Source organism: Marinobacter sp. AC-23 (assembly GCF_001858325.1).
In the GTDB taxonomy this organism is placed as follows: Bacteria; Pseudomonadota; Gammaproteobacteria; order Pseudomonadales; family Oleiphilaceae; genus Marinobacter.
In genome coordinates this window covers 166,668-187,230 of the sequence record NZ_MBPP01000001.1, presented here as the reverse complement: position 1 = coordinate 187,230, position 20,563 = coordinate 166,668, and the positions used below count along the sequence as shown (strand labels likewise).

The 20,563-nt window shown below is 53.0% G+C and carries 20 protein-coding genes and 1 pseudogene; 12 read left to right on the top strand and 9 right to left on the bottom strand.

Annotated features, from left to right (window positions below; genetic code table 11):
• The first annotated feature begins 93 nt into the window (after positions 1–93).
• Positions 94–1,962 (top strand): DNA helicase RecQ, encoded by a 1,869-nt coding sequence (gene recQ / locus BCA33_RS00835; RefSeq protein ID WP_071262922.1) that lies wholly within the window; start codon positions 94–96, stop codon positions 1,960–1,962.
• Here the strand turns inward: recQ and BCA33_RS00830 are convergent.
• Positions 1,953–2,537 (bottom strand): DUF4442 domain-containing protein, encoded by a 585-nt coding sequence (locus tag BCA33_RS00830; RefSeq protein WP_071262920.1) that lies wholly within the window; start codon positions 2,535–2,537, stop codon positions 1,953–1,955. The genes recQ and BCA33_RS00830 overlap by 10 nt on opposite strands.
• 211 nt (positions 2,538–2,748) lie before the next feature.
• Here BCA33_RS00830 and BCA33_RS00825 point away from each other — a divergent pair, with 211 nt between their 5' ends.
• Positions 2,749–3,759 (top strand): hypothetical protein, encoded by a 1,011-nt coding sequence (locus BCA33_RS00825; RefSeq protein ID WP_368087200.1) that lies wholly within the window; start codon positions 2,749–2,751, stop codon positions 3,757–3,759.
• Positions 3,760–3,766: 7 nt separating this feature from the next.
• On the opposite strand, the gene BCA33_RS00820 is transcribed toward BCA33_RS00825, so the two are convergent.
• On the bottom strand, positions 3,767–5,653 hold the full coding sequence (locus BCA33_RS00820; RefSeq protein ID WP_071262919.1) for a methyl-accepting chemotaxis protein: 1,887 nt from the start codon (positions 5,651–5,653) through the stop codon (positions 3,767–3,769).
• Between the two features lie 115 nt (positions 5,654–5,768).
• Here BCA33_RS00820 and BCA33_RS00815 point away from each other — a divergent pair, with 115 nt between their 5' ends.
• From BCA33_RS00815 to selD, 5 genes are all read left to right on the top strand, one after another.
• Positions 5,769–7,289, top strand: coding sequence for a bifunctional GNAT family N-acetyltransferase/carbon-nitrogen hydrolase family protein (locus tag BCA33_RS00815; protein ID WP_071262918.1), 1,521 nt, complete (start codon positions 5,769–5,771; stop codon positions 7,287–7,289).
• Positions 7,290–7,405: 116 nt separating this feature from the next.
• Entirely contained in the window at positions 7,406–7,804 is a 399-nt protein-coding gene (locus BCA33_RS00810; protein WP_071262917.1) for a hypothetical protein, read from the top strand.
• A gap of 41 nt (positions 7,805–7,845) precedes the next feature.
• Entirely contained in the window at positions 7,846–8,487 is a 642-nt protein-coding gene (locus BCA33_RS00805) for a helix-hairpin-helix domain-containing protein (RefSeq protein ID WP_071262916.1), read from the top strand.
• Positions 8,487–9,803, top strand: coding sequence for an FAD-dependent oxidoreductase (locus tag BCA33_RS21015; protein ID WP_254774066.1), 1,317 nt, complete (start codon positions 8,487–8,489; stop codon positions 9,801–9,803). The genes BCA33_RS00805 and BCA33_RS21015 overlap by 1 nt, the downstream gene beginning before the upstream one ends.
• The gene (gene selD / locus BCA33_RS21010; protein WP_254774065.1) at positions 9,755–10,762 is read left to right on the top strand and encodes a selenide, water dikinase SelD; all 1,008 of its coding nucleotides are present in this window, start codon (positions 9,755–9,757) and stop codon (positions 10,760–10,762) included. The genes BCA33_RS21015 and selD overlap by 49 nt, the downstream gene beginning before the upstream one ends.
• Here the strand turns inward: selD and senB are convergent.
• A complete protein-coding gene (gene senB, locus BCA33_RS00795) occupies positions 10,746–11,738 on the bottom strand; it encodes a selenoneine biosynthesis selenosugar synthase SenB (RefSeq protein ID WP_254774064.1) in 993 nt (330 codons plus the stop codon). The two genes, selD and senB, sit on opposite strands and share 17 nt — an antisense overlap.
• Before the next feature lie 207 nt (positions 11,739–11,945).
• Between senB and BCA33_RS00790 the strand changes: the two genes are divergently transcribed.
• The 3 genes and pseudogenes from BCA33_RS00790 (at position 11,946) to BCA33_RS00780 (ending at position 14,954) form a co-directional block, all read left to right on the top strand.
• Positions 11,946–12,821: a putative selenate ABC transporter substrate-binding protein gene (locus BCA33_RS00790; protein ID WP_217632593.1), complete on the top strand. Its 876-nt coding sequence runs from the start codon at positions 11,946–11,948 to the stop codon at positions 12,819–12,821.
• Positions 12,821–13,471 carry a phosphonate ABC transporter ATP-binding protein gene (locus BCA33_RS00785; protein ID WP_071262914.1) on the top strand — a complete coding sequence of 217 codons (651 nt, stop codon included), beginning with the start codon at positions 12,821–12,823 and terminating at the stop codon, positions 13,469–13,471. Before BCA33_RS00790 ends, BCA33_RS00785 begins: the two co-directional genes overlap by 1 nt.
• Positions 13,472–13,488: 17 nt before the next feature.
• Positions 13,489–14,954: pseudogene (locus BCA33_RS00780) on the top strand (PhnE/PtxC family ABC transporter permease).
• A 264-nt stretch (positions 14,955–15,218) separates the two neighbouring features.
• On the opposite strand, the gene BCA33_RS00775 reads toward BCA33_RS00780, so the two are convergent.
• The 4 genes from BCA33_RS00775 to BCA33_RS00765 are packed head-to-tail and all read right to left on the bottom strand — an operon-like array spanning position 15,219 to position 17,860.
• Positions 15,219–15,989, bottom strand: coding sequence for a MipA/OmpV family protein (locus tag BCA33_RS00775; RefSeq protein WP_083394590.1), 771 nt, complete (start codon positions 15,987–15,989; stop codon positions 15,219–15,221).
• Positions 15,938–16,396, bottom strand: coding sequence for a MipA/OmpV family protein (locus BCA33_RS00770; RefSeq protein WP_071262912.1), 459 nt, complete (start codon positions 16,394–16,396; stop codon positions 15,938–15,940). Before BCA33_RS00770 ends, BCA33_RS00775 begins: the two co-directional genes overlap by 52 nt.
• A 34-nt stretch (positions 16,397–16,430) precedes the next feature.
• On the bottom strand, positions 16,431–16,904 hold the full coding sequence (locus BCA33_RS20605; RefSeq protein ID WP_254774119.1) for a phospholipase D-like domain-containing protein: 474 nt from the start codon (positions 16,902–16,904) through the stop codon (positions 16,431–16,433).
• Positions 16,793–17,860 (bottom strand): phospholipase D-like domain-containing protein, encoded by a 1,068-nt coding sequence (locus tag BCA33_RS00765; RefSeq protein WP_217632592.1) that lies wholly within the window; start codon positions 17,858–17,860, stop codon positions 16,793–16,795. The genes BCA33_RS20605 and BCA33_RS00765 overlap by 112 nt, the downstream gene beginning before the upstream one ends.
• Positions 17,861–18,037: 177 nt before the next feature.
• Between BCA33_RS00765 and BCA33_RS00760 the strand changes: the two genes are divergently transcribed.
• On the top strand, positions 18,038–18,607 hold the full coding sequence (locus BCA33_RS00760; protein ID WP_071262911.1) for a hypothetical protein: 570 nt from the start codon (positions 18,038–18,040) through the stop codon (positions 18,605–18,607).
• A 4-nt stretch (positions 18,608–18,611) separates the two neighbouring features.
• On the opposite strand, the gene BCA33_RS00755 is transcribed toward BCA33_RS00760, so the two are convergent.
• Positions 18,612–18,914: a hypothetical protein gene (locus BCA33_RS00755; RefSeq protein WP_071262910.1), complete on the bottom strand. Its 303-nt coding sequence runs from the start codon at positions 18,912–18,914 to the stop codon at positions 18,612–18,614.
• Between the two features lie 101 nt (positions 18,915–19,015).
• A complete protein-coding gene (locus BCA33_RS00750; protein WP_071263237.1) occupies positions 19,016–19,480 on the bottom strand; it encodes a hypothetical protein in 465 nt (154 codons plus the stop codon).
• Positions 19,481–19,626: 146 nt separating this feature from the next.
• On the opposite strand from BCA33_RS00750, the gene BCA33_RS00745 reads away from it, so the two are divergent.
• The gene (locus BCA33_RS00745; protein ID WP_071262909.1) at positions 19,627–20,559 is read left to right on the top strand and encodes an ABC transporter ATP-binding protein; all 933 of its coding nucleotides are present in this window, start codon (positions 19,627–19,629) and stop codon (positions 20,557–20,559) included.
• Positions 20,560–20,563: the final 4 nt, after the last annotated feature.

The following is a 20,563-nucleotide window of genomic DNA, read 5'->3' as shown; positions in this document are numbered from 1 at the left end:
CCAAAAGCTACTCGAACCGGCCATTCCTTGCGCTGAATCTGGTATGATCCGCTTCCAGATTTCACCTCAGCTTCGCGATTAACCGGTTATTCTATGTATCCCGATCAGGACTTTGAACAGCTTTCTGCCGAGCGACCCACTACCTCAGGCAGAAGCCCCGAGCAGGTTTTGCACGAGGTTTTCGGGTATGAATCCTTCCGGCCGCTGCAGGGGGAGATTATCCACGAAGTGGCGTCTGGCGGTGATGCGCTGGTGTTGATGCCCACCGGCGGTGGTAAATCGCTTTGTTATCAGGTACCTGCCCTTGTTCGCTCAGGTACCGCCATTGTTATCTCGCCACTGATCGCCTTGATGCAAGACCAGGTTGCGGCCCTTCGCGAACTGGGTGTGCGGGCGGCATTTTTGAATTCCACCATGGATTTTGAGCAAGCTCGCGCTACGGAATATGCGCTGAGCACTGGCGAGTTGGATCTTCTGTATTGCGCACCAGAGCGGCTGATACAACCCCGTACTCTTGAGTTGCTACACGATGCGTCTATCTCGTTGTTTGCCATCGACGAAGCTCACTGCGTGTCCCAGTGGGGGCATGATTTCCGCTCCGATTACTTGCAGCTTGCGGTACTGGCCAACGAATTCCCGTCAATTCCCCGGGTTGCGTTAACGGCGACAGCCGACGAACGCACTCGCAAAGAAATTGCAGAAAGGCTCTCTCTTACAGAAGCACGGCACTTTATTAGTGGCTTTGATCGCCCAAACATTCAGTATCGTATTGCGCCAAAAACTAATGCAAACAAGCAGCTGCTTGAGTTTATAAAAGCAGAACATGAAGAGCATTGCGGGATTGTTTACTGCTTATCCCGTAACAAAGTTGATGCCACCGCAAAGATGCTGGCGCAAAAAGGCTATACCGCTCTGCCCTACCATGCCGGGCTTCCTGCGAACGACAGGGCCCATCACCAAGAACGTTTTCTGCGGGAAGACGGCGTGATTATCGTTGCTACCATAGCGTTCGGCATGGGCATTGATAAACCCGATGTGCGCTTTGTGGCGCATCTTGATTTACCTAAAAGCCTGGAAGCCTATTATCAGGAAACCGGCCGTGCGGGTCGTGACGGAAACCCATCTACTGCGTGGATGGTCTACGGCCTACAAGATGTCATCAAGCTGCGGCAGATGTTGGAAGCATCCCAGGGTAATGATCACTTTAAGCGTATAGAGCGGCAAAAGCTGGATGCCATGCTGGGCCTTTGTGAGGTCACCAAATGCCGCCGGCAAGTCTTGCTGAATTATTTTGGTGATGAATTGGAGACCCCCTGCGGTAACTGCGACACCTGCCTGAACCCACCGGAAACCTGGGACGGCACTGTAGCCGTACAAAAAGCTCTGTCTTGTGTGTTCCGCACTGGCCAGCGCTTTGGCGTTACCTACCTGATTGATGTGTTGCGCGGCTCGGAAAACGAACGGGTGAAGCAATCCGGGCATCACCAGGTATCAACCTACGGCATCGGAACCGAGTTGTCTGTTAACGAATGGAAGTCAGTATTCCGTCAATTGGTGGCTAACGGCTACCTGCGGGCTGATCCCGAAGGCTATGGCGCTTTACAACTTACCGAGCAATGCAGGCCACTGCTAAAAGGCGAACATAAGGTTGAGCTGCGCAAAGACCCGGAGGTTAAAAAATCGGTTGGCCGCGCCTCAGGTGGAAGAACCGGCAGCGCGGTGAAAGATCAGGTTACCGATCACGTCGGCTGGGAAGCATTGCGGGCCTGCCGCAAGGAGCTTGCGGATAAACAGGGGGTGCCACCCTACGTTATTTTTCACGACACCACCCTGTTCGACATGCTTGAGCGCAAACCACAAACGCTTGATGATCTTGCCGGCGTAAGCGGCGTGGGCGCAGCCAAGCTAGAGAAATACGGCGAAATTTTCCTCGCCGCCATTGCGCAGTTAGATCAGGCCTGAGGCAACGCCCCAATCTGTTCTTTATACAGCGGCTGAAAGCCCTTCTTGCGAACCCGGTACTGCGCGATGGATGTAGCAACGTGATTGCCCTCCATGTCGCGCAGCTCTCCTTCCAGAGTGAACTTCGCCCGACCTGTGGCATCGGCATCCGCAAGAATCCCGGCTACCTCTTCGGGAGACAAAGAGAACTCCACAGTGACATCCGAATTTGCTGGCAGCAGGAACTGCAGGGTCATTTCTTTCAGGATCGGCGTGTAGGCCGGGCCAAGATCAAACAGCGTCAACACCCCACCAGGAATTTCTGCCACAAGAAAGTAGGCACCGGCATACAGGCTGCCAAAGTGGTTTTTGTTGCCTTTAAGTTGAATGCGCGCACGCACGTAGCCGGGGCGGACTTCTTCCACGCTGAACCGATTGCGGGGCGCGAACGGGATCGACAGCCCTATGAGGCGGTTAACGGCTGCATAGCCTCCGGTTTTCTTTAGCCACTCCACCGGTTGCGCCAGGGTTGCCTTGGGATTTGTAGTGGAAATCCATTGCCCGGTTGCCCCGATAATACTGTCTATTAAGGCCATCATTCCGCTCCTGATATTTTGGTTGCGTCAGATGATTACAACGCCCGACACACATCGCAACACTCTTTTACAATATTTTGAAAGGATTCACCGCTCCGCCGTCGCTTTCTGATCTAAAGTGTCAGGATCGGAAATATGTTGATTGTGACAGCGCAGCCGGCTTGTTGGCTGCTGGAACGGATTCAGTAAAATATTCAAAAGGATTCGGATAGTGCGATATGCCCTCAGCTCTTTAGCCCGCAGCCATGTGGGCTTAAAACCGTTTGCGGTCACCGGGCTCTCTCTGGCGTTCCTTTGTGTCTTCTTATGGAGCGGCTTCACCCACGCGAGTCGGGTCAAAGGTATTGTTGAGACGCCCTTGGCGCCCGCAACATCCGCAGCCTTTGCCAATCCTGTAAGCGCTTCTGCACACGACTATATTCTGTGGTATCGGAATTACGACAGCCCCGCAATTTACGCTTTAGTAAATTTGGCACTGAGAAAAACGCCCGAGTATGGGGAATTTCGCATTCTCCGTAGCCGTGAGCTGAGCCAGGGGCGGGCATTGCGCGAACTGGAGCGGGGCGATCACCGCCTGGTAGACATCGCCAATGTGGCGACATCGGCAGAGCGCGAGAGCGTTCTAACCCCTGTACCGATTCCAGTGGACGGCGGGCTGCTTGGCTTTCGCGTGTGCGTGATCATGCCTGAAAGTCTTCCGTTGTTTCAGGGTATACACTCCCTCGCGGATCTTCGTGAAAGCGGTGTGCGCATTGGCCAAGGGGATCACTGGCCCGACACCCCTGTTCTAAAAAAGAACGAAATTTCGGTGATCACCCACTCCCGCTACGAAATTTTATTTGGAATGCTGAGGAAAAAGCGCTTTGATTGCTTTGCCAGGGGGGTCAGCGAGGTTGCCAACGATCTTCAACTCGAAAATGACCCCGAGCTGATCATAGAGCCCGGCCTTGTGTTGGCCTATCCCATGCCATCGTATCTGTTTGTGGGCCCAGACGACCAGGTAACCGCTCACCGTTTACAGCTGGGAATGGAGCGTGCCATTCGGGATGGCAGCTTCAGTGTGTTCCTTGACCGGTATTACGGTGCTGCGGTCAAAAACCTCGATCTCGGTAGGCGCACCATCATTGTTCTCGACAACCCGTTTTTGAGTGAAGAGTCGAGCAATGTTGGGCGCCAGACACTAAATAACCTTCGCTGGCGCATCGAGATGCTTCGCCGCTGACCCCAAGTCAGACCCGGAAGCGGGAAACGTTGCCATCAAGAGCTTGGCCTATCTGCTCAATATGGCCGCTATATACATCGTTCTCGCTCGCTGCCGCTGCAGCTTCCTGGCCTTGGTCGGCGATACGGGTAATTGATGCGTTCAACTCTTCGGTAACCGACGTCTGTTCTTCAGAAGCCGTCGCAATCTGCGAGGTCATCTGGCTGATGGCAGTAATGGAGTCGGCGATTCGGTTCAGGGAATCCATAGCATCCTGTGCCTTTTCCATGCTGACGTTAGACACGGCCGTTGAAGCCTTCATAACGTCTACCGCATCACTGGCACCTTTTTGCAGCCGCTCAATCATGCTGTTGATTTCTTCAGTGCTGGTTTGGGTGCGCTGAGCAAGATTTCTCACCTCATCGGCAACCACCGCAAAACCACGACCGGCATCCCCGGCTCTTGCAGCTTCAATAGCTGCGTTCAAGGCCAGCAGGTTGGTCTGTTGAGCAATGCCCTGAATAACCTCCAGCACCGATGTGATAGACGTAACGTCGCGGCCCAAAGCATCAATAACTTCGGCAGCTGCGCTGACTTCGCGAGACAGTTTCTGTACAGCATCTCGCGATGCGGATACCGTTTCCAGAGACGCCCGGCTGTCATCATCGGCGGTGTTCGCCGCATCCGCTGTTTGTTGGGCGTTCTGCGCAATTTCATTGGCAGCGGCGGACATTTCATTGATAGCCGCCGCAACCATATCCACCTCTGTTTGCTGGCTATGAACACTTGTGCGGGTCGTTTTTGCGGTGTTTCGCAGGGCAGTTACATTGGTGGCCAGTTCGGTACTGCCTTGCTGCACTTCACGGACTACTTCGTGGATTTTCTCCACAAACTGGTTAAAGCTTGCAGCCAGCTGGCCAAATTCATCACGGGCGCTGTCGTCCAGGCGCTGGGTCAGGTCTGCATCGTTTGAGCCAATATCTGCCATGGCCGCGTTCAACTGGCGAACCGGGGTCATCAGCGTACGAATACCCAAATGCAGCACAACCAGCGAAATCAGCAGCCCAATCACGGCGATAAATATGCCGGTCGTTAAGGCACTGCGTAGCGGGGCGTTAATTTTATCCTCGTTAACAAAAGTACCCAGGTACCAGTCCACACCGCGGGCCTGGCTAATCGGGTGGAAGCTCGCATTCCAGGGGATGCCATCCTTCACATAAGTGTGTTCTTTGCCCGTGAGATTTGGAGCCTCACCAATTAATGCCCTAATGTTCTTACCAATAAGTTTTTGGTCGGGATGATAAAGCAAGGTGCCTTCATCGCTGATCAAGGTGGCATAACCCGTACCGGCCAGATCAATCACAGACAACATGTCATCGATGGCTGTCAGGGTAATGTCAGCGCCAGCAACACCTTGATATGGCCCGCGTGTTACAGGTGCCAAGCTGGAAATAACGAACTCGCCAGTACTGGCATCCAGGTAGGGCTGGGTAAAAGACGAACGGCCCATGTCCATTGCTTTTTGGTACCAAGGGCGGGTGCGGGGGTCGTAGTCCGCCGGTAGCGAATCGCTATCTGCCTGCGTTTTCATCAACATGTAGCCATCGTTACGGCCCACATACACATCCTTGAAGTTACCACCTGTGGAAATCGCCATAAGCAGGGAGCGTGCCTGCTGGTCGTCGGCAACCGTTTCTAACGCCTTGGCGGTGGCTTCGGTCATTACAAGCCGCGTATTGAGCCATTCTGCAATACTGGACGTATTCTGGGCTGCTGTGCTTTCGATCAACTCATCCACGTAGGTTTCAGTGGTGTTTTTTAAACGAAGGTTACTGGAAACTGTCAGGGCAGCCATCATTAGGATGAGTAGAATACCGAAGGCGACCAATAACTTTTGACCGAATTTAAGATGCACGACGTACTCCAAATTTAGGTGTTGATTAGTTTTCGGCTGCGTGTGCGAACTCTTTAATGCCTTCTGATAAACTTGCGTGATTAATCCATCTCACCGCCATACAGGAGCCTGCTGAATGGCCCATGAAGAACTGCACCTCAACCTCCGCAACCTAACGCTTGATGATTACGATCAGCTGCAGGTACTTATGGATCGTGTGTACGACGACATAGGCGGTGCATGGCCCAGAGACACCATTAAGGCACTGGTTGAACAGTTCCCGGATGGACAGATTTGCATTGAGGATAAGGGCCAGTTGGTGGCCGTTGCCCTGACGGTATCTGTTAAATATGAGCGTTTTAGTAACCCGCACACATACGATGACCTGATTCTGCGCAACGAACAGATCTGGCATAACCCTACAGGCGATTCCCTGTATGGGCTGGATGTATTCATTCATCCGGAATACCGCGGGTACCGGCTTGGGCGTCGCCTGTATGAGGCCCGCAAGGAGCTCTGCCGCTCGATAAACCTGCGAGCCATCCTTGCTGGTGGGCGCATACCTGGCTACTACAAATACTCAGATCAGCACTCGCCCGCCGAATACATTGATCGCGTTGACCGTAGAGATATCTACGATCCGATTCTGAGCTTTCAGCTTTCCAACGACTTCCAGGTCACCCGGTTGATGCACAAATACCTGCCGGAGGATGAAAAATCTCTTGGGTACGCAACCTTGCTGGAATGGCGGAACATTCTCTATACCCCGCCCTCCTCGGTGTTGAACGAAAAGAAAACCCAGGTTCGCATGGGCGCCGTTCAATGGCAGATGCGTGAATTTGGATCGGTTGAAGAGGTGCTGGAACAGGTTGAGTACTTTGTAGACGCGCTCTCTGACTACAAGAGCGACTTTGCGTTGTTCCCGGAGTTTTTCAACGCGCCATTGATGGGGCTGACCGATCAGGTAGACCAAACCCGTGCTATCCGCTTCCTTGCCGGTTTCACTCAGCAGTTCCGGGATCGCATGTCTGATATGGCGGTAAGCTATAACATCAACATCATCACCGGCTCTATGCCCCTGCTTGAAAACGACCGCGTCTACAATGTCTCCTATCTGTGCCACCGCGATGGACGGGTAGACGAGCAGCGCAAGATCCACATTACGCCCCACGAGCGCCGTGACTGGGTTGTAGAAGGTGGTAATCAGTTTGAAGTTTTCGATACAGATGCAGGGCGTGTTGCGATTATGATCTGCTACGACATCGAATTCCCAGAGCTTGGGCGAATTGCAGCCAGTAAAGACGTGGATATTATCTGCGTGCCATTTTGGACAGACACCAAAAACAGCTATTTGCGGGTACGCCACTGTGCCCAGGCCCGGGCCATTGAAAACGAATGCTACGTGGTCATCACTGGCAGTGTTGGCAACCTGCCAAAGGTAGAAAACCTAGATGTGCAATACGCTCAGTCGTCGGCCTTCTCGCCCTCGGACTTTTCGTTTCCTCACGATGCTGTACTGGCAGAGACCACGCCTAATACCGAGATGATCATGTTCTCGGACATGGATTTGGAAAAGCTCACATTGGTCCGCAACGAAGGGTCGGTAACCAACCTTAAAGACCGTCGAGTTGATATGTACCAAATTATCACCAAATAGACATTGAAGAACGACCTCAAAGAGCTATCGTAGCGCACTGATGGCGTTGCGAAACTTTTAGTCAGCGACTATTGTTTAATCAATAACAAGCCAGCCTTTGCAGAGATTTTGTATCCATGAAGGAAGCGTTACCCGATCTTGTAGCCCATTTCAGCGTTCGACGAGGCCTGTTCCGTAAGGAACGGGTTGAAGCCGAGCTTTTTGAGCTGGACTCCTACGGTTGCGTTATGAAAACAGACAAAATGTTCAACCCCGGCGACACAGTCGTATTGGATCTGATCATGGATATGCCGTTCGATAAAATCCGCGCGGAGAACCTTTCAGGCTTGGTTACTGAGCGCAGAAAGCACTGCAGCAATTTCTTCTACTCTATTGATTTTTCGGACTTTAACCCCGGTGGTGATGCAGCTCTAGAAGAAAAGCTACGCCGTATCAGAGAAGTGCTATCCAAAAAGCAGTCGCTAAAATCCCGTCGTTCCTCAGGTTCCTTGCCGGGTTTCCGGCAGATGGCCTGATCACTATTATTCGTTCTATCTGCCAGAAAGGAGACACCCCCATGGGGAAGAAAGCAAAATCGAGCGTTGATAAGATCGTAAAAAAGGTCAACAAGGAATTTGAGAAAACGTCATCCCAAATCGAAAACCTGATCGGCGATGCAATGAAGCAGTTCGACACATTGCAACACCAGGTTCAGGATCCGGTTCGTAAGCTTATGAAAGAAATTGATGAGCTTCGCGAGCGCGAAATGAAACGTTTTAGCGATGAATTTGAGCGTCGCATGGATGAGTTCCATGAACTGCAATCCAGCGTACTAGAACGCTTGGGTGTCGCCTCTAAAGAAGACATCCGCAAAGCTGAAAAAGAAAGCAAAAAAGAACTTAAGAAAGCGCCCGCTGCAAACAAGCCGGCGAAGAAGCCCGCAGAAAAAACCGCTGCAAAAAAAGTAGCACCTAAAAAAGCGCCGGCCAAAAAGCCTGCCGCAAAGAAAACGCCTGCGGCCAAGAAACCAGCCGATAGAAGCAACCTTACCTTGGTAAAAGGTATTGGGCCTGCTACGGCCAAAAAGATGCAAGAGGCTGGTATTACGTCCATCGATCAGATTGCTGATCCTTCGGCAGCCGATCAGGAAAAACTGAGCGCCTTCTCGAACATCAAAGGATTTGACCAACTAACAGCCGAAGCCAAGAAAGTTAACTGATGCGAACGCCTGACCAGCCTGTTTTACGAGACATTGTTTTGATTGGCGGCGGGCACAGCCACGTCGGGGTACTCAAACGGTTTGCAATGAAACCTGTTCCCGGCGTGCGCTTGACCCTCATCTGTCGCGATACACATACCCCCTACTCCGGAATGCTGCCAGGCTACGTGGCAGGACATTACAGCTACGACGAGGTACACATTGACCTGAGCCGCCTGGCGGAATATGCCGGCGCACGTTTTTATCGTGCAGAAGCCGCAGGCATTGATCGCAACAGCAAGCGTGTGATCTGCAAAGGTCGGCCGGATGTGCCTTACGACATACTGTCGATCAATATCGGCTCATCCCCCAGAGTGAATGACGTTGAAGGCGCTTCGGAGTTTGCCGTACCGGTAAAACCAATCACCGGTTTCAACAACCGATGGCTTGCTCTGCTCTCGCGTATTGAAAGTCACGAAGGCCCGCTCACGATAGGCGTTGTGGGTGCAGGTGCGGGTGGCGTGGAGCTTACACTTGCCATGCAGTACCGGCTCAAAAATGAACTGGAACAGCGCGGTCGGGATTCCGACCAATTGCACTTTCATTTATTTGATGCCGCCAACGAAATCCTTCCCACTCACAATACGAAAGTGCGGGAGATATTTCGGAAAACACTCTCTGAGCGTGGAGTAAAGCTCCACTTGGGCTCTCCGGTAGAAAAAGTCGGTGACAAGCTTTTGCGCACGGCCTCCGGCGAAACCCTGCAAGCAGACGAAGTTCTTTGGGTAACCAGAGCCGGCGGGCCAGCTTGGCTGGAAGAAACCGGCCTGGCGCTGGACGATGGCCTGTTCCTGCGGGTGCGAGACACCCTGCAGGTTGAAAACGACGACAGCATTTTTGCCGCAGGCGATATAGCCAATGTCATTAACCACCCCCGGGAAAAAGCCGGTGTATTTGCGGTACGCCAAGGCCCGCCTTTGGCGGACAACCTCAAACGCATGGCGTTAGGCAAAACACCCAAAGATTTTCACCCCCAGAAAAAATGGTTAGCGCTGATCAGTACCGGGGACAAATACGCGGTCGCTTCTCGCGGCGATATGCAGTTTGATGGTGCCTTGGTGTGGCGCTGGAAAGACTGGATAGACCGCCGGTTTATGGATAAATTCACCGACCTGCCCCCATGGAAGAAGCCTCTGCCCTGCCCGATACCGCAGCAGCGCAGAACCCAGAGGAAGCATCGCAGGCTATTTCTGCTGTCGCCATGCGCTGCGGCGGGTGCGGCGCCAAAGTGGGTAGCACAGTGCTTTCACGGGCACTGGGTGAACTCCGCCCCATAGAACGGGACGATATTCTGATAGGCCTGCACGCGCCAGATGATGCAGCCGTTCTGCGAGTTCCACCGGGAATGGCTGTCGTGCATACCGTCGACTTCTTCCGGGCGTTTATTGACGACCCCTATACGTTTGGTCGCGTCGCTGCCAACCACGCCTTGGGTGACGTTTTTGCCATGGGTGCTGAAGCTCAGAGCGCTACTGCGGTAGCTACAGTGCCTTACGGTATCGAATCCAAAGTGGAAGATGTGGTCTTCCAGATGATGTCTGGTGCTGTGGATGTTCTGAATGAAGCCGGCTGCGCACTGGTTGGCGGGCATACCGGTGAAGGCCGTGAGCTTGCACTGGGCTTTGCAGTAAATGGCCTGATTAATCCGGACGAGGTGATGAGCAAAGGCGGCTTGCGCGCCGGCGATGTACTCATCATTACTAAGCCCATAGGTACCGGAACGCTGTTTGCGGCCCACGCGCTCCTGGCCGCCAAAGGCCGTTGGATTGATGTCGCCCTGGCCTCCATGGTGCAGTCAAATAAAGCTGCAGCAGACTGCCTGCGAAGCTTCGGCTCCAAAGCCTGTACGGACGTGACGGGTTTCGGCCTGTTAGGCCACTTGGTTGAGATGACCCGGCCGTCTGGCGTGGATGCCGAGCTGGATCTCTCTGCGATTCCTATCCTGCCTGGCGCGGAAGAAACCGCAGCAGCGGGCATTCTCAGCTCGTTGCAACCGGCCAATATACGCCTGCGGCGTGGTATTAGGGATCAGGAAAAGTGGGTAAATCACCCGCGCTACCCCCTGATTTTTGATCCACAAACCGCCGGTGGCTTGCTGGCAAGCGTTGCGGCAGATAAAGCAGAAGAGTGTGTGCGAGCGCTCAAAGCGCTTGGTTATCCGCACACCGCAATCATCGGCCGGGTAATGCCCCAGGATGAAAGCGGGCCCATTGAGCCAATCACGTTAACAGAGTGAGCTTAAGTGTTTTTCCTGGAGCGGCGCTGCACTGCGAGTGCAAGCGCTGTTCCAGGGATTCCAGCTCTTTCTCCGGCGTAAACCGGCTGGCGAGTTGTCCAACATGCTCCCGCAACTGCTCCAGAAACCGCGAATCATTCTCTGCACGTTCGAGTACTTTCGCTAGCGCTTGAGTATCGCCTACAGGGTAGTAACCGCGGTAATCCTCACCAAGCAGCCCAGTATTGCCGGAAATATCCGAGGCAATAACAGGTAAGCCCGCGCGACAGGCTTCCGACACCACGTTAGCCCCACCCTCCATCACAGAACTCATCACCAGCAACCGGCTTTCTGCCATCAGCTTGGCGACATCGGTTTTCTCTAACTCGCCAAGCCACCTAAAGCGCGGGTTTTCCTTCAATTCCTGATTTGCGAGGCTTTCCCAGTGTTCATTGTGAGCCTTGCCCGCGCATGAGACCCGAATGCGGGAGTCAGCGGGTAGTCGCCGGGCCGCTTTGGCCGCCCGAAGAGAGTCTTTTTCGGCTCGAAGATGCCCAATAACGCAAATATCAAAATAAGGCGATTCAGAGAACACTTTTCCCGACTGGCCTGTAGGTCTATCAGCAGACTGAAAAAGCGTAACCAATTTGTCCCTGAAAGCCCCCGGAATATCGTCACCCACCTGCGCATGCAAACCGATCAGCGCATCGGCCGCCTGCATGGAATAATGAGTTTGCTCAGGGTATTGGGGTTGGTGCAGGTAAATATCCGTTCCGGTTAAAGCCACAACCAAAGGTTTGCCTGGCCATGTCTCCCGAAAGAGCCGCACTGCCTCATGGCTGCGCCAGGCATGCAGCGCAAGAAATAGGTCACAAGGCTCACCGTGATACGCTGTGACAATGGATATCTTATGCCCTGCCTGTTCCAGCAACGCTTGCCAACGTTCTGCGGTTGCCCGGTTACCAGCCTTCGAACCTGGCGCCGCCGGCGTGATCATGATGATATCCATAAGCCTCTTTGGTATAACCTACCCCTTTCAGGGTCTGGATAGAATTTTGATAGACTTGCATGGCAGTTTAATAGAATAGTGCCCGGATACTTGACCTATTTAAACCCGTAATCCGTATAGCTGTTCAGGGTTAAGGGGAATCAGAGTATCCTGCACCTTTGCTTTATCAACCATAAAACCGATCAAGGATTTCAAATGGCTTTGAATCTTATACGGAAGTTGATGCTTTCCAGCTTTTTGTGTGTCACCGCTGCGGCCGCGTCTGCGGAGACGTTCGTGTTCACGGCAATCCCAGATGAAGACGAAACCAAATTGGTAGAACGTTTTCGCGGTGTAGCGGATTACCTCTCTGAGCAACTCGATGTTGATGTACGCTATATCCCGGTGAAGTCCTACGCCGCTGCGGTTTCAGCATTCCGCAACAACCAGGTTCAGTTGGCATGGTTTGGCGGTCTTTCTGGTGTACAGGCCCGCAGGCTGGTCCCAGACTCTGAAGCCATCGCTCAAGGCGTTGAAGACGAAGCGTTCGAAACCTACTTTATTGCTAATACCAACACAGGTATTAAGCCCGCCGACGAACTTTCCGAGCTGAAAGACGAGCTGCAAGGAAAAACCTTCACCTTCGGATCCAAAGGCTCCACTTCTGGCCGCCTCATGCCCGAGTTTTATGTGCGTGACACCTTTGATTCAAAGCCCGAAGATTTTTTCTCACGGGTTGGTTTCAGTGGCAACCACACACGCACACTTCGGTTGGTAGAGTCCGGCACCTACGATGTTGGCGCGCTTAACTTCCAGGTTTGGCAGAAAGAGCTGGGCGACGGCAATATTGATACCGATGCCGTTCAAGTCATTTGGAAAACACCGGCCTACCCGGATTACCAGTGGACCATTCGTGGTGATGTGAACGAGCGTTTTGGTGAAGGCTTTAAGCAACGCGTTACCGAAGCTCTGTTGAACCTGGACGATCCCGAGCTTCTGGAAAGCTTCCCGCGCTCAGGCTTTATTCCTGCCTCCAACGGCGACTATGAACCCATTCGTAAAACAGCTGAAGAGATCGGAATCCTAGATTGATGTCAGGTTACGATCTTTCTGGCCTTAAGGCCTCATTCAGCGGCAAGCGGGTCATAGGCCCGATGTCGCTGAAGGTTAATCCGGGCGATAAAATTGGGCTTGTGGGTAAAAGTGGCGCGGGTAAATCCACGCTCATTCGCCTGATTCACGAACGAGTTAACCGGGATTCGTCACTTATCCCGCAAGACCTGGGTTTGGTGAATGCCCTGTCAGTGTTCCACAACGTATTTATGGGGCAGCTGGATAAGCACGCCACCTGGTACAACACGGTGACGCTGGCCCGGCCGTTCGCGAAAGACCGTGCCGAGGTGAACACACTGTTGCAGTCCCTTGGTATGACAGAAAAACTCTGGACACCCGCAGCCTCTCTTTCCGGGGGGCAGCGCCAGCGTGTGGCTATTGCTCGGGCACTGTATCGAAATGCAGCGGTGCTGCTGGCAGATGAGCCGGTTTCTGCGCTCGATGGCCCAATGGCAAACTCGGTCATGACGCTTCTGCGGGAGCGCTTCTCAACCAGTATTATTGCACTGCACGATGTGGATTTGGCGCTGAATTATTGCACCAGAATCGTGGGTATTCACGATGGTCAGGTGGCGCTGGATCAACCAAGCGCAGACCTTACATCTTCAGACATTATGTCTCTTTACTAGGTAACACGGCCCGTTCCATGTTCTCTTCCCCAACGGTTCGTACCAGTCTCATTTTCCTTGCCATCGCCTTGGTCGGGCTTCTGTTTGCGGATATTGCCATCACCGCATCCAACCCCTGGCGGGATCTTGGTAACTTCTTCCTGGGAATGGTAACGCCTAACTTTTTTAGCAGCGAAGGATTGATGACCGCGCTTTTAAGAACGGTCGCCTTTGCGTTCGTTGGGGTTGCTCTTGGCGGTGCTGCCGGGTTCCTGCTGGCCCTGGTTTACCGATCTTTGCCGGTGCGGATGTTCTGTGCATTTGTCCGCGCTATCCATGAGCTGTTCTGGGCACTTATCTTTCTGCAGTTTTTCGGGTTTCACCCGCTCACTGGTGTGCTGGCGATCGCTATCCCCTATGCGGGGATTTTCGCCAAGGTGTATTCCGAAATCCTGGAAGAAGCCGACCCCGATCCCGGGCGCGCTCTACCACCTGGCACCAGCAACATCACCGCGTTTCTCTACACCCGCATTCCCGACTGCTGGGTGAAAATGCGCACCTATACCGCGTATCGGCTGGAGTGTGGTTTGCGCTCCAGTGCAATTCTTGGTTTCGTCGGCTTGCCAACACTTGGCTTTTATCTGGAAGCGTCGTTCTCTCAGGGCTTGTATTCCGATGCCGGCGCCATGTTGATTCTGTTCTACGTATTGATCGCCACCATGCCTCTGTGGGTGCGGCCGAAGCTTTTACCGGTCTACATTCTTGCGGCCCCCTTCTTTCTTGGCGAAGGCTTACCTATTGTTTGGGGCAACGTGCAGCGCTTTTTCACCGAAGACATAGTCCCGGCTCCACTGCGCAATGGAGAAGGCCTGGCGGGGCTGACGCCTTGGCTAAGTGATTTGATGGTTAATGAGGCCATGCCAGGCATCTGGAACACCATTGTGCTCACCCAGATTGCGCTTGTGGCGACAGGAATTATATCACTGTTGGCATTCCCCCTGATTTCCAACCATTTTGGCGGGCCAATAAGGCGCAATGCCGGCCACGTGTACTGGTGATTGCGCGCTCTACGCCGGAGTACATTCTGGCCTATATTCTATTGCAGCTTTGGGGACCTTCCATGTTGCCCGCAATTGTCGCGTTGGCGTTGCACAACGGTGGCATTATCGGGCACCTGATAGGTAGGCAAACCAGCTCAACAAAACTTCGCGCCGACGCAGCAACCGGGTTTAACCGATACAGCTGGGAGCTGGTTCCCCGTGTGTATCGCTCCTTCCTGGCGTTTTTGTTCTATCGCTGGGAAATTATCATGCGGGAAACGGCCATTCTGGGGATTCTGGGAATATACACTCTGGGCTTTTATGTAGACAGTGCCATACAGAATATTCGATTTGATCGTGCCATGGTGCTGATACTGGTAACTGCCTTGCTCAACATTGGCGTTGATACGCTTGGGCGGTATATTCGCCGCAAGCTCGCCCTGCAAACCATGCCGACCTGCTGAAATATCCTTCCAGAGATCGGCAGGTTTCGCCTGTTTACCGTTTACACTCTATGTGGCCGGTCACCATATCAGAACCGCCAGAAACGCTACCCAGAATGTCGGATTTTGCAAAAATCCCCGAACGGTGAAGGAGGGAAATGCCCACATAACAGTTCCTCACAGCTCTATTATCAAACATCAGCCGGAGCGGCACATCAACTTGCCCTTCAAGATAATTGAGAAAACGCGAAGTATTGCGCTCTCGTTCAGCTTGTTTAACCTGCTCTACGTAAGGCACTTCAGAGGCATAAGAAAACCCGAAGCCAATACCAAAACGAAGCCACTCCTTCGATGTCCAGGGCGAGTGGCCGTGGTCATGGCCATCACGTAGGCGTTGTATTCACCGAAGTCACTCTGGTTACCATTCTCTAATCTGCGATTCAACGAAAGCCTTCCCCAGTAATCAATGTACTTGCCATCAGAAATCAGCTTTCCCAGAGTCAAACCGGCCATGTAAGCGTGAACATCTTCGCTGCGTTTCAGAGTGCCTGTGAGCGTTCGGGTAAATGGCCCCTCGGCCTGATAACCAGAATTCAGCCGCCATGACCACTCTCCTGAACGCCCCGAGCCTGGCCGCTTGGTTGAGTCATCACGGGCGTTACCAAACAGATAAGCAAAACCGAATGTAGCCGAAGTCAGTTGCGACTCATCGACCAACGGGCTGTTGAAAATCTCGCTATCTACATGCTGGGAAGCAACGTTTGAGAACAGCAGCAAGCGGGAGGTTGCCCAATAGGACGTGTTAATTCCGGCACGCCAAAAGCCGGCTGCGTCGGGTTGGTAAAAGGGCCTGTCAGCAAGGGCCTCTGCGGCATTAACTCCGTAATAGTAGTTTGTCAGATCACTGTCCTGGTACACGTAACTGACAAACGGCGACAAAGACCAACGGCCAGGCTCCCAGGAATAAGAGTAGGTAAAGTCCCACTCATAGCCGTTATGAACCCCTAGAACGTCATTGGCCCACGTTGTGGAAAGTGACCCCCAGCCCCCGAGCACCTTGGCTGAAAAGCTACATCTACGGTCTGGTTCCGATCGCGTAAGCCATTAAAATAGGGAGTGGCATCTGATTGAAGGCGGTTAAATCGATATTTGGCCAATAGATCGATCGTTAACCATTCATGCTTTAAAAGATGCGCGCCCGCTGATGTTCCATGGGCAAACAGCCACTTGCCTTCATAAAGGTACAGTGGAACCAAGTCTGTTTTATTATCGTTCAACACACCAGAAATGTTGTCCATGCCAACGTAGGGGCTGGTTCCTCTGCGCAGTGCTGCCCCAAGGCCAACGGTGCCCTCGGGTACGTCGTTAACAGAGGTGCGGGTATCCGGAAGGCCGGCATAACCTTCACTTGCCATTACGCACAAGCCCAGCAGAACGCTGTGGCCGATTAGTCCCTTTCGCATTTTTTGATCTCAGTAAATCGCCCACACCATCAATTTATAAAACAGGACCAATGGTGGCGATAACGTTGTGCCATATCCGCCTGTGGTAATGCCAGGCGAGAACCGTGGGCAAGGTAACCACTTCAGAGCGGGTGATATAGCTCTGCTGACGCTCCGCGATGGCCAGTGTTGTGGCCTTATCCTGCAACAGAATATTGTTTTCGTAGTTCAGGTCAAAACTACGTAAATCGAGGTTCGATGATCCGATCAGGCTAATCTTGCCGTCGATGGTGAGGGTTTTTGCATGTAGAAGCCCTCCTTTGAACTCATGAACAATACAGCCAGCATCAAGCAGCCGGTGATAATAGCTGCGACTGGCGGCGGCCACAATCCAGCTGTCATTTACTTTGGGGAAAATCAGCGCAACTCTGACGCCCCTGTAGGCAGCGGCACACAACGCCTCAAGAACCGTAGCGTCGGGAACAAAGTAAGGTGTAGAAAGCGTGAGCTCACTTTGGGCGCACGCAATGAGATTGGCAAAAAGGTGTGGCGTGGCGCCGTGACGCTCGGTTGGCCCAACGCCCATAACCTGCGCAGGGAACCCTCCCTTACCCCGCCCCGAGGATAACGGGATGCCATCCAGGGATTCGTTGGTGGCCTGCATCCAATCGCTGGCAAACAGCAGTTGATTCTGGACCACCACCGGCCCGGTAAACCGCAGCATGATATCCACCCAGGGGCATACTTGGCCTTAACCAGAAACTCCGGATCAGCGGAGTTGCGGCTACCACAATAAGTGATCCGTGAGTCTATCACGGTGATTTTACGATGGTTTCGCAGATCCATCCGGCTGGTCAGAATGGTATGGATGGGGTGCTTCAGCGACAGCGCAACAGCCATATGAACGCCCGCCTCTTTCATGCGCTGCCAAAGCCCGGAGTTAATCAGCGCACGGGACCCCAAGCCATCCGCCATGGCGCGACAGGTAATCCCTCTGTGAGCTGCGCGTATCAACGCCTCAGCGATGGCGTGGCCGGTGTTGTCATCAAGCCATATGTAATACAGCACGTGCACGTGGTCTGCTGCTGAATCAATGTCGGCAACCATACGGGTAAGCGTTTCATCCCCATCACGCATCAACTCTGCCCTGTTACCTGTTGATGGGTGGAACCCGTTAATTGATCCAGCGTAGCGGAACGCAGGTCGGTAAACCGGCTCAATCAGTTTTTCAGTATTGGCCACATCCCCCATAAACCAAGAGGCTTTGGCCCAGATTTCCTGGAATACCTCTTTGTGTCGCTTGCTCGCTCGGTTACCAATATCTGTTTCGCCGAACAGAAAATAAATGCCGCTGCCAAAATAAGGCAAGAGGTTGAGAACGATAAACCAGGCAAGTCGCCCGGGAGGTGAAAGATCATCACGGAGCAAGATCCGGATAGTGAAGGTAAGAACCAAAAGTGTGTGGAGTAACAGAATAACGGTCATCAGGCTGCCCTTGAGGATACTGAGTCCATGGTTCCTTCACTAACCTCTGCGAACTTGGTCACAACTTTTACAACAGAGCCGGTTTCAAAGGCGTTTATGGCCAAGAGTTAGCGGCAACCGAAGAATACAATCCGTTACAATCCCGAAACGTTCTGCAAGATTCAAGGTAGACCTCTCATGATCGACGGACTTGTTGCGCTTACTCAGGCCGGCCTACTGATTTTGCTTGCAACCCTGGTATGGCGAATGCTTATGCTGGCGCGCTCCGAACCGCTGGTAGCCAGGCCAGGACACCAGCCGGCACCGCTAGCACACAAGGAAAAACCTGTGTTACGACAGCATAAACGACGCGCTTCAGCCGATCGTACAGAGTTGTTTACCCACCTGCACATCCTTGCAGGGCTTCAGGAGCGGGATTGCCGGATAAGCGGGCTGCAACTTGGCGAGGCGCCGGAGACAGTTCGTGCATACGCGGCAGCCTGGCTATACGGCGCCGGTTGTGCCTTGTGCAACCAATCAGAGCGGCACAGTGATGCACTTGCTGGTTTGGTGGCGCAAATTGCCAACAAAAAAACCGGAATTCGGCAGGCGGAGGCCGTGCAGGCCATTGCAACACTAACATCCTGCGGCGTGTTGCTGGCCTGTTTCCGCGCCGGGCTTGATGGCGCGGAATACTGGCAGAGCCACCAGTACGTACAGCCTGAAAACAGCCTTTACGCAGCCATTACTGCAAATGCACTGATCTGATTTCCTAATGCTTGTTATGTTGCTCCAGCACCCAGTCTGTTCCCAGCGGAATAGGCTCTGCCTGGTCTGGTTTGTCAGCCGGTACGCCTGCAACGGACGGGCGGGTATACGCACCCTCCTCGGTTGATGCCATAGATTCCACATCCACCGAAAGAACCAGGTAAGTAATACCTTCTGAAACCACTCTGGCCCGGTGAGTCAGGCCGAAAACAAAGCGACAATAGTCCATCTTCAACTGCATCAGATCCTGTTCTGCTTTGCGAATCTTCCGCAGCAGTACTTTTTGTACACTTTCCCCGTATTCCATCACGTTTTCTCTGAAGTTAGCCCAATTTTTCGCACAATTTTACACTTTCCTGAGGTTTTGTCAGCCGGGATGTCTAGTCAAACAAACCTCATATGGTGGCCTCAGTGATTCCCACTCTGAAATACCAGCTTTAGTGGAACCGCTTCTGAAAGGGCGTTCTGCCCTTGCTGAAGATCAACACGCCACACCATCTCGGCACCCGTTGTGCACAAAGGTGCCGTAAAATGCGCTGAATATTGGCCTTTCTGTCCTTGGCGCAGTGGTACTGGGTACTCTCCCATATACATGGATTCACCGCGCAACACCGCCAGGAACCGCTCCTGCACCGTGGGTGCGTGAACGGTTAACTGGTATTGTGCACCCTGCCCCTCGCCGACCATCACTTGCAGGCCCACTTTCCAGAGCCCGGCTTCTGTTTTCCACTCACAGGGGCCGGCCAACAGATCACAGACAGGTTGGTCCCTAACCGGGGCTGCATTATCAGTGGTTTTCAACAAACCAGTGCTGAACACAACCACTGAAATAAGGCCCAAAATGAGACCTATAAACACAATCGCTCGTAACATACAGACAGCCCGTTGAAACCCGTGCAGATACCAAAGCGGCATTATGGACACTATCTGTATTAAGGCAAAGATTTCTAAACCGGCGCCAGACATGAGAAAATGCTGCGCCTTTATCACTGACTCATTTTCAGCAACAGGATACGCCCGTGCAGCCGGATATTTCCGTTAAGAACCTCAACAAGGTTTATGAGGGCGGTTTTCAGGCCCTGAAAAACATCAACCTGGAAATCAACCGGGGCGAGATTTTTGCCCTGCTCGGCTCAAACGGGGCGGGCAAAACCACGATGATCAGCATCATTTGCGGCATTACCAACATGTCGTCCGGTGAGGTAAAAGCCGGCGGGTATGACATTGTTAAAGATTACCGCAAAGCCCGCGAAACCATTGGCTTGGTACCGCAAGAGCTGAGTACCGACTCGTTTGAAACCGTGTGGAATGCGGTGTCATTCAGCCGGGGTTTGTTTGGTAAAGCGCCCAACCCTACCCACATCGAAAAAGTGCTGAGGGACTTATCACTGTGGGATAAGCGCAATAGCCGCATTATGACTCTCTCTGGTGGCATGAAGCGCCGTTTGATGATTGCCAAAGCGCTCTCTCACGAGCCGCGGATATTGTTTCTTGATGAGCCCACGGCAGGCGTAGACGTAGAACTGCGCCGCGATATGTGGGAAATGGTTCGTAAACTCCGCGAGGACGAAGTAACCATTATCCTGACGACCCACTACATCGAAGAAGCCGAAGAAATGGCCGATCGCATTGGGGTTATTCGCCAAGGCGAAATCATTCTGGTGGAAGACAAGAGCCTGCTAATGAGCAAGCTGGGCAAGAAGGAACTGCGCCTGCAGTTGCAAAGCAAGCTGGATAAAGTTCCCGGTGAATTAATACTGGAACCGGTGGAGCTCTCAGACGATGGCTATGAGCTGATCTACACCTTCGATTCCCAGCAGGAACAGGCCGGTGTGGCCCGATTGCTCCGCACCCTGGGCGACATCGGAATTGACTACCGCGACCTGCGTACCCGGGAAAGCTCCCTGGAAGAGATTTTTGTCGGCCTGGTGCATGAACAAGCCAATGGCTAACTGG

Excerpts from the sequence above, each read along its gene's own strand:
- BCA33_RS21015 (WP_254774066.1), top strand. The coding sequence starts at position 8,487 with ATGCGAACGCCTGACCAGCCTGTTTTACGAGACATTGTTTTGATTGGC.
- BCA33_RS00760 (WP_071262911.1), top strand. The coding sequence starts at position 18,038 with ATGATCGACGGACTTGTTGCGCTTACTCAGGCCGGCCTACTGATTTTG.
- BCA33_RS00765 (WP_217632592.1), bottom strand. The coding sequence starts at position 17,860 with ATGACCGTTATTCTGTTACTCCACACACTTTTGGTTCTTACCTTCACT.
- BCA33_RS00790 (WP_217632593.1), top strand. The coding sequence starts at position 11,946 with ATGGCTTTGAATCTTATACGGAAGTTGATGCTTTCCAGCTTTTTGTGT.
- BCA33_RS00785 (WP_071262914.1), top strand. The coding sequence starts at position 12,821 with ATGTCAGGTTACGATCTTTCTGGCCTTAAGGCCTCATTCAGCGGCAAG.
- BCA33_RS00750 (WP_071263237.1), bottom strand. The coding sequence starts at position 19,480 with ATGTTACGAGCGATTGTGTTTATAGGTCTCATTTTGGGCCTTATTTCA.
- BCA33_RS00755 (WP_071262910.1), bottom strand. The coding sequence starts at position 18,914 with ATGGAATACGGGGAAAGTGTACAAAAAGTACTGCTGCGGAAGATTCGC.
- senB (WP_254774064.1), bottom strand. The coding sequence starts at position 11,738 with ATGATCACGCCGGCGGCGCCAGGTTCGAAGGCTGGTAACCGGGCAACC.
- recQ (WP_071262922.1), top strand. The coding sequence starts at position 94 with ATGTATCCCGATCAGGACTTTGAACAGCTTTCTGCCGAGCGACCCACT.
- BCA33_RS00810 (WP_071262917.1), top strand. The coding sequence starts at position 7,406 with ATGAAGGAAGCGTTACCCGATCTTGTAGCCCATTTCAGCGTTCGACGA.
- BCA33_RS00770 (WP_071262912.1), bottom strand. The coding sequence starts at position 16,396 with ATGCGAAAGGGACTAATCGGCCACAGCGTTCTGCTGGGCTTGTGCGTA.
- BCA33_RS00830 (WP_071262920.1), bottom strand. The coding sequence starts at position 2,537 with ATGGCCTTAATAGACAGTATTATCGGGGCAACCGGGCAATGGATTTCC.
- BCA33_RS00815 (WP_071262918.1), top strand. The coding sequence starts at position 5,769 with ATGGCCCATGAAGAACTGCACCTCAACCTCCGCAACCTAACGCTTGAT.
- BCA33_RS00805 (WP_071262916.1), top strand. The coding sequence starts at position 7,846 with ATGGGGAAGAAAGCAAAATCGAGCGTTGATAAGATCGTAAAAAAGGTC.